10 protein-coding genes are annotated in these 7,823 nt (G+C 70.8%); 1 reads left to right on the top strand and 9 read right to left on the bottom strand.

Annotation, left to right across the window (positions count from 1 at the left end; translation table 11 throughout):
- Window positions 1-724 (bottom strand): hypothetical protein (locus VM840_12440; GenBank protein ID HVL82388.1); only part of this gene is annotated, 724 nt, incomplete at its 3' end.
- A 188-nt stretch (window positions 725-912) separates the two neighbouring features.
- Between VM840_12440 and VM840_12445 the strand changes: the two genes are divergently transcribed.
- A complete protein-coding gene (locus VM840_12445) occupies window positions 913-1,248 on the top strand; it encodes a hypothetical protein (protein ID HVL82389.1) in 336 nt (111 codons plus the stop codon).
- A gap of 408 nt (window positions 1,249-1,656) precedes the next feature.
- Here VM840_12445 and groL read toward each other — a convergent pair whose 3' ends face one another.
- From groL to VM840_12485, 8 genes are all read right to left on the bottom strand, one after another.
- Window positions 1,657-3,279 (bottom strand): chaperonin GroEL, encoded by a 1,623-nt coding sequence (groL, locus tag VM840_12450; protein HVL82390.1) that lies wholly within the window; start codon window positions 3,277-3,279, stop codon window positions 1,657-1,659.
- Window positions 3,280-3,282: 3 nt separating this feature from the next.
- Window positions 3,283-3,594, bottom strand: a complete 312-nt coding sequence (gene groES, locus VM840_12455; protein ID HVL82391.1) for a co-chaperone GroES — start codon at window positions 3,592-3,594, stop codon at window positions 3,283-3,285.
- A 273-nt stretch (window positions 3,595-3,867) separates the two neighbouring features.
- On the bottom strand, window positions 3,868-4,899 hold the full coding sequence (gene tsaD / locus VM840_12460; GenBank protein ID HVL82392.1) for a tRNA (adenosine(37)-N6)-threonylcarbamoyltransferase complex transferase subunit TsaD: 1,032 nt from the start codon (window positions 4,897-4,899) through the stop codon (window positions 3,868-3,870).
- Window positions 4,896-5,444, bottom strand: coding sequence for a ribosomal protein S18-alanine N-acetyltransferase (gene rimI, locus VM840_12465; protein HVL82393.1), 549 nt, complete (start codon window positions 5,442-5,444; stop codon window positions 4,896-4,898). Before rimI ends, tsaD begins: the two co-directional genes overlap by 4 nt.
- The gene (gene tsaB, locus VM840_12470) at window positions 5,444-6,145 is read right to left on the bottom strand and encodes a tRNA (adenosine(37)-N6)-threonylcarbamoyltransferase complex dimerization subunit type 1 TsaB (protein HVL82394.1); all 702 of its coding nucleotides are present in this window, start codon (window positions 6,143-6,145) and stop codon (window positions 5,444-5,446) included. The genes rimI and tsaB overlap by 1 nt, the downstream gene beginning before the upstream one ends.
- Window positions 6,145-6,651 (bottom strand): tRNA (adenosine(37)-N6)-threonylcarbamoyltransferase complex ATPase subunit type 1 TsaE, encoded by a 507-nt coding sequence (gene tsaE / locus VM840_12475; protein ID HVL82395.1) that lies wholly within the window; start codon window positions 6,649-6,651, stop codon window positions 6,145-6,147. Before tsaE ends, tsaB begins: the two co-directional genes overlap by 1 nt.
- Window positions 6,652-6,684: 33 nt before the next feature.
- The gene (locus VM840_12480) at window positions 6,685-7,329 is read right to left on the bottom strand and encodes a uracil-DNA glycosylase (GenBank protein ID HVL82396.1); all 645 of its coding nucleotides are present in this window, start codon (window positions 7,327-7,329) and stop codon (window positions 6,685-6,687) included.
- Between the two features lie 29 nt (window positions 7,330-7,358).
- On the bottom strand, window positions 7,359-7,823 hold a 465-nt coding region (locus VM840_12485), incomplete at its 5' end, for a P1 family peptidase (protein HVL82397.1).

Below are 7,823 nucleotides of genomic sequence, written 5' to 3' on the forward strand. Positions count from 1 at the left end.
GGGTGGAGGTGGGACGGGGTTCAGCCGGCGAGGATGTGGACCGGGGAGCGCCCCCGACGGCGGGCGCCGTCGCGGCGATGGCGGCCTCGGCGCGCGTGGACACTGCCGCCGTCTCCCGCCTGGCCCGCTGCGCCTCGACCAACTCGGCTATCTCGCCGGACACGTTCGACAGGGAGGCGCGGTAGGCCCGGAGCTCACGCTGCACGGCCGTCTGACGCGCCTGCATGTCCCGCTCCTTGGCCCGCGCCAACGACTGGGCGGACGCCACGTCCTGCTCGGCCGCCTTCAGCTCGGACCTGGCCTTCTCGGTCTGCAGGAGCAGATCCTGGTCGTTCATGACGACCGCGCGGGAGAGGGTCTGCGCGCGGGCCATCTCACTGACGCTGCGGGCGGACAGGTAGGGCTCCGCCCACAGGGCCGGGTGCTTGTAGAGCACGCGCGCGCGCTCGCCGAGCCGTGACCGCAGGGCCTGCCAGGTCCGCTCGGCCTGGTCCAGGTCCTGGCGGAGCTTCGCGATGCGTGCGTCGAGGCGCTCGCGCTCCACAGCCGCCTCGTTGAAGTCCTCCGTGAGGGCGGAGAGGCGGGTGGCCTGCTCGGAGATCTGCGCCTCGAGCCGCTGGGCCTCGCGCCTCTTCGAGGCCACATCGCCCTGCTGGGCGGGGGCGGGCACGGCAGAGCCCACGATCATGATCGCGGCGAAGAGGATGGGCGCTGCGTGTCGCATGCGTCTCATGGGAGCTCTCTGGTCTTGGGCCCCGGACGGGGCGCATCTCCTGCCTACCCGAACGCGGGCGGGCGCGTCAAACAACTCGCAACACTAGCGAACGATGAATGACACCGCTGAAACCTTATCGCGCGATCGCGGGTCTGTCTCGCGTCGAAGCGGCTACGGAGCCGCGAAGGAGGTGCCAGATGTACGAGTTCGCGATCCTGCTGCTCGGCGGGGCGCTCGTCCTGAAGACCGTCGACCTGTTCGGCGGACTCAGCCCGAAGGAGCTCGGCCGGGGGATGACGGTCCTGACGTCGGCCATCGTCGGCGTGGTCTACGCGTTCCTGTTCGACTACTCGGTCTTCGCCGCGTGGGGCATCGACGTCCGCAGCGCCACGATCGGCCTCGTCGCCACGGGTCTGTTCATGTCGGCCCTCGCCGACGTGTGGCGCGAGATGCTGGCCCTGTTCCACGACTGGGCGCACCGCTACCAGGGCCAGGCATCCGGGACCGAGGCGCGCCTCGGCCGCGCCGCCTGAGCGTCCGGGACGGTTCGATGGAGGGAGGCCCCGACCGGGCCTCCCTCTTCACGTCCGGGGGGCTTCCCGCCGGCTCCCCCGCGTCCTACTCTTGAGCGCGTGGCGAGCTGCCTGATATGCGGACGGCTGGCGACCGACCCGGCCAAGGGTCCTTCGCCGTGGACCCGAGCGGTAGTCGACGACGAGCAGGTCCTCGTCTGCCCTGACTGTCAGTCCGATCGGCCGGACTGGTCGCAGCGCGCCGAGTCCTGTCCCGCCTGTGGCTCGAAGAAGCTCTCAAAGGCACTGGGAGACAAGGTCTGCCGGTCCTGCGCCCATCAGTGGAGCGAGGAGACTTTCACTCTCTAGGACCGCAAGGGCCCGGCTCCCTCGTGGGAGCCGGGCCCTGAACCCCTGCGGACCGTTCGGCTAGTGGGAGTGGCCGTGGTGGCCGTGCCCGTTCGTCTCCTCCTCCTCCTTGCGCTCCGTCACGAGCACCTCGGTGGTGAGGAGGAGTGCCACGATCGAGGCGGCGTTCTGCAGCGCCGACCGCGTCACCTTGAGCGGGTCGACGATGCCCGCCTTGAACATGTCCACGAACTCGTTCGTGGCGGCGTTGAAGCCGAAGCCCGACTTCTGGTTGCGGACCTGCTCGACGATGACGGAACCCTCGAGCCCGGCGTTGGTGGTGATCCAACGCAGGGGCTCCTGAAGGGCCCGCCTGACGATGAGGGCGCCTGTCCGGACGTCACCCTCGAGCGAGTCGGCGGTCTGCGTGACGGCGTCCTCCGCCGACAGCAGCGCCGTCCCACCGCCGGGGACGATGCCCTCCTCCACCGCGGCTCGCGTGGCGGACAGGGCGTCCTCGATCCGGTGCTTCTTCTCCTTGAGCTCGACCTCCGTCGCCGCCCCGACCTTGATCACCGCGACGCCGCCGGACAGCTTCGCCAGCCGCTCCTGCAGCTTCTCGCGGTCCCAATCCGAGTCGGACCGGTCGATCTCGGCCCGGATCTGGTTGATGCGGCCCTGGATGTCAGCGGCGTTGCCGGCCCCCTCGACGATCGTCGTGTTGTCCTTGGTGACGACCGCCTTGCGGGCCCGGCCCAGCTGGTCGAGCGCCACGTTCTCGAGCTTGATCCCGAGCTCCTCGGACACGACGGTCGCACCCGTGAGCACGGCCATGTCCTCGAGCATCGCCTTGCGACGCTCCCCGAACCCGGGAGCCTTCACGGCCGCCGCGTTCAGGGTGCCGCGGATCTTGTTGACCACCAGCGTGGCCAGGGCCTCGCCCTCCACGTCCTCGGCGATCAAGAGCAGCGGCTTGCCGGCCTGCACGACGCGCTCGAGCAGCGGGAGCAGGTCGGAGACCGCGCTGATCTTCTTGTTGACCAGCAGGATGTATGGGTCGTCGAGGACGGCCTCCATCCGGTCCTGGTCGGTCACGAAGTAGGGCGAGATGTAGCCCCGGTCGAACTGCAGCCCCTCGACCGTCTCGAGCTCCAGGCCGAAGGTCTGCGACTCCTCGACCGTGATGACGCCGTCCTTTCCGACCTTCTCCATGGCCTCGGCGATCATGTCGCCGATCTCGGCGTCGGCCGCGGAGATGGACGCGACATGCGCGATCTGCTCGCGCCCGGTGACGTCCTTAGCCTGGCCGCGCAGGGCCTCCACCGCGGCCGCGACCGCCTTCTCTATCCCCCGGCGAAGCCCCATGGGGTTGGCACCGGCGGCGACGTTGCGCAGGCCCTCGTGCACCATGGCCTGGGCGAGCACGGTCGCGGTGGTGGTGCCGTCACCGGCCACGTCGTTGGTCTTCGACGCGACCTCCTTGGCGAGCTGGGCGCCGAGGTTCTCGAAGGGGTCCTCGAGCTCGACCTCCTTCGCGATCGTCACGCCGTCGTTCGTGATCGTCGGCGCTCCCCACTTCTTCTCGAGGACGACGTTGCGCCCCCGGGGGCCGAGCGTGATGCGTACGGCGTTCGCGAGCCGGTCCACGCCCGCCTCGAGCGAGGCGCGCGCGTCCGTCCTGAACCTGAGGTCCTTCGACGGCATGACCTAGCTCTCGATCTTCGCGAGGACGTCGCGTGCCGACAGGACGAGCAGCTCCTCGCCCTCCATCTTGACCTCGGTCCCGGCGTACTTCGAGTACAGGACGCGGTCACCGACGGCCAGGTCGATCGGGATGCGACGCTCGCCGTCCTCGTCGAAACGGCCCGGGCCGACGGCCAGGACCTCGCCCTCCTGGGGCTTCTCCTTGGCGGTGTCGGGGATGACGAGCCCCGACGCCGTTACCTCCTCGGCCTCGAGCGGCCGGATGACGATACGGTCCTCGAGCGGGACCAGCTTCGTGCGGGTCTTCGTAGCCAACGCAACCTCCTTGGGTGCGGATGTGATCTTCCCAGCGGTTAGCACTCTAATGACCAGAGTGCCAGCACGTCAACCGCAGGAGTGCTACCCATCGGAGGAGGGCGGCTGGGGCCGGGAAAGCCCGCGGCGCTCCCGGGGAGGGAGCGCCGCGGTGGAGGGGTGCGCCTGCATACAGGTAGTCGGCTCCCGTCTACCCCGCTGAAGCCGTGGGCGCCAGAACCACCCGGGCGGACCATGCCCGACGGCCCGTTCGGGCCCCCCTGGGTAGGCCGCTCAGGCCGGCGAGGGCGCCGGGAGCGGCAGCGAAGGGTCGGCGGAGAGGTCCAGCGGCGTGGACTCCCCTGCCACGAGCCGGGCGTGACCGGCGGCGGCGATCATCGCGCCGTTGTCCACGCATAGCCGCCGTCCGGGCACCAGCAGCCGGATCCCGCGGGCCGAGGCCTCCTCCTCGAGGCGTCGGCGCAGCCGCGAGTTCGCCGCAACCCCCCCGCCGACGACGAGCGTGTTGACCCCCTCCATCTCGCACGCGAGGAGCGACTTCTCGATCTGCACGTCCACGATGGCCTCCTGGAAGGAGGCGGCCACGTCGGGGAGCGAGATCTCGACGCCCTCCTTCTCCATCCGGTTCACGTACCTGACCACGGCCGTCTTCAGTCCGGAGAAGGAGAAGTCGAGCCCCTGCCCGGACATCGCCCGCGGGAAGGCGATCGCTGCCGGGTCGCCCTGCTCCGAGAGCCGGTCGATCTCCGGACCCCCCGGGAACCCGAGCCCGAGGAAACGGGCGATCTTGTCGAACGCCTCCCCGGCCGCGTCGTCCAGGGTCGCGCCCATCGGCGCGTACAGACCCGGCTCCCGGACGGCGAGCAGGGACGTGTGGCCGCCGGACACGATCAGGGCCACGTACGGGGGCTCGAGGTCCCCGAACTCCAGGACCGCGGCCATCACGTGTCCTTCGAGGTGGTGGACCCCCGCGAACGGCAGGCCGCGCGACGAAGCTATGGCCTTCCCAGCCGAGAAACCGACGAGGAGCGCGCCCACGAGCCCCGGACCGCGCGTCGCCGCCACGGCGTCGATGTCCCCGATGCGCACGCCCGCTTCCTGGAGGGCCTGGTCGATCGTCTGCGGCATCAACTCCTCGTGCGCACGGGCGGCGATCTCAGGCACGACGCCCCCGAAAGGCGAGTGCAGACGAGCCTGTGACGCGATCACGTTTGACAGGACCTCGCGTCCGCCGCGCACCACCGCCACCGCGGTCTCGTCGCACGAGGTCTCGATGCCGAGGACCAGGGCGTCCGGGGCGATCACGCGTCCTCCTCGGCGTGTCCGTCTTGCAGGGACTCCCTGATCTCGGCGAGGCGCCGCTCGTACCCCGGGGTCCAGACGCCCTCGGCCCACATCACGTACGCGTCCTCCCCGGTCTCGACGTAGTATCCGCGGCGCAGTCCGACCGTCTGGAACCCGAACCGGCGGTACATGGCCTGGGCGCCCAGGTTCGACCTGCGGACCTCGAGGGTCACGGCGCGCGCGCCGCGATCGCGCGCCTCGTCCAGCAGGCGGAGCATGAGCCGCGTCCCGACCCGGCCGCGGTGGAAGTCGGGGTCGACGGCGATGTTCGTGATGTGGCCCTCGTCGCCCAGGAGCATGATCCCCGCGTACCCGACCACCTTCCCCTTGTGGCGGGCGACGAAGTACGCGCGGCTCGTGCGCTGGGCGAGCTCGGACAGGAACAGACCCGCCGACCACGGCCGGGGGTAGACGCGCGCCTCGATCCTCAGGACGGAGGGGATGTGTCGTCGTCGCATCCCGACGATCGAGATGTCCAGCGCGCGCTGGGAGCGCTCGGTGACCATCAGGCCCGCCCCATCCGGCCGGAGGCGAGCTCCGCGTCCGTCTTTCGGATGTACATCGGCTTGAGCTCGGAGAGCCTGTCCGTCTCCTCCCGCTCGAAGCGGGGGACGGCGAGCTCGATGAGAGGCACGGCGGTCGGAGCCGCGTCGCCGGTCCCCGCCAACTCGACGCGGCGCTTCTCGTGCTCGAACGCCCTCCGGTAGACGAGCGGCCCGTTCCCGACCGCCAGGACGGGCTCCCCCATCGCTTCGATCTCGTTGAGGCAGTGCTCGGGAGCCGCGCACCGGAAGTCGGTGACGCGCTGGACCCCTCCGGGGACTGGCCGGTAGAAGGCCCAGAAGACCTCCTTGCGGCGCGCGTCCACGCAGGTGCAGATCAGGCGCCGCGTGTGTCGGACCGTGTAGGCGAGCACGTCGAGCGAGGACATACCCACGATCGGCACACCCAGCGACTGAGCTATCGCCTTCCCGGTCGCGACCCCCACACGGAGGCCGGTGAACAACCCTGGACCCAGGCCCACCGCGACGCCGTTGACCTGCCGCCATTCGAGGTTCGCATCGGACAGCAGCCGCTCGATCGCAGGCACGACGACCTGGTCGTTGGTCTTCCCGCGCCCCAGCTGATAGCCCGCGACCAGCTCGGTGGACGACCCGATGGCCACCGACGTCTTGGGGGTGGAGGTCTCGATGCCGAGGACCAGCATCAGCCGGCTCCCTCGGCGCTCGCGGCCGCTCGGAGGCGGTCGGAGAGCTCGCGCATGCGGTCCTGCCATTGACCCATCGGCCGGAACTGCAGCACCCGGGTGTCGTCGTCGGTCTGGTCCCAGGCGAACTCGACCTCGAGGTGGTCGGTGGGGATGAGCGGCCCCGCCTTCTCTCCCCACTCGAAGACCGAGACCCAGGGGGGCTCCATCATCTGCTCGAGCCCGAGGTCGGCGATCTCGTGGAGGGTGTCGCACCTGTACAGGTCCACGTGCAGGAGCGGGTACCGGCCCTCGTAGACGCGCATCAGCGTGAAGCTGGGCGAGGTCGCCCTCGTATCCACGCCGAGCCCCCGCGCCAGCCCCTGGATGAAGGTCGTCTTGCCCGTCCCGAGACCGCCCGTCAGGAGCAGGACCTCGCCGGGCAGGACGAGCTGGCCCAGCTCGTGTCCGAGCGAGCGGGTCTCGTCGGCCGACCGCGTGCGGACGGTGAGGTAGGGCAGGCGCATCCGGCCAAGACTACGATGCCCGGCCGGTCGCGGCTACAGGGCGGTGGTCTCGAACAGGCCGAGCTGCTGCGGATCGGGAGGTGTGGGAGCCGGGAGCTCGTCCAGGACGCGCCGCACCTCGTACAGGTCGGTCTCGAGACCGCGCATGGCGGCTCCGCCCCTGAGCGCGGCCGCGGGGTGGAAGGTGGGGATCAGGACCGCCCATCCGAACGGATAGCGCTGCCCTCGCAGGCGGGTGATCCCGGTCTGCGTGTTCAACAGCAGCTTCGACGCGAAGTTCCCGAGGGTCACCACGACCCGGGGGCGGATCAGCTTGAGCTGCTGACGCAGATGGGGACGGCACGCCTCGATCTCGTCGGGCAGAGGGTCGCGATTGCCGGGCGGCCGGCACTTGAGCGTGTTCGCGATGTACACGTCGGACCGATCGAGCCCCACGCGCTCCCGGAGGAGCTTCGTCAGCAGCTGTCCGGCCGCGCCGACGAACGGCTCCCCCTGCTTGTCCTCGTGGAACCCGGGGGCCTCGCCGACGAACATGAGGTCGGCCTGCGGGTTGCCCACGCCGAATACGGCTCGCGTCCGCTGACCACCCAGCGGACAGGCGCGGCACGCCTCTACGGCCCGGGCCAGCTCGGCGAGCCGGGCCTCGACGTCTGTGCGCGTCATCGTGTGCGTCTCCACGTCCCCTCCTTCCCCTCAGCGCGAGGCTGTCACGAGGGACCGACACGGGCGACGCTTCGCCGGATCGCCTCGGCGACGGCCGCGGCGCCCATCTCGCCGACGACCCACGCGGGCGCCTCCAGGCGACCTGTGGCGGCGGCGAACACGACATCACCGTCGAAGGGCGTGTGCGCGGGGCGCACGGCCCGGACGACCCCCGCGTCCGACATGGCGGCCACGTGTCCGAGGGCGGACCTGTCGAACCGGGCGTTCGTCGCGACGACCGTCAGGACCGTCGACCGTCCGGAGGGAGCCTCCCACGTCGCGCCGGGTCCGGCCCCCGTGGCGGCCAGCGGCTCACCCCGCTCGTCGTAGACGTCGCCGACGGCGTTGCACGCCACGAGCGCCCCCACTACCAGCTCGCCGTCGGAGAGCGAAGCCGTCCCGATCCCGGCCGGGCGCGCGTGGCTGACGCCCGCCCACTTCCCGACCGTGGCTCCCGTGCCGGCCCCCAC

This window comes from Actinomycetota bacterium (assembly GCA_035540895.1).
Classification (GTDB): domain Bacteria; phylum Actinomycetota; class JAICYB01; order JAICYB01; family JAICYB01; genus DATLFR01.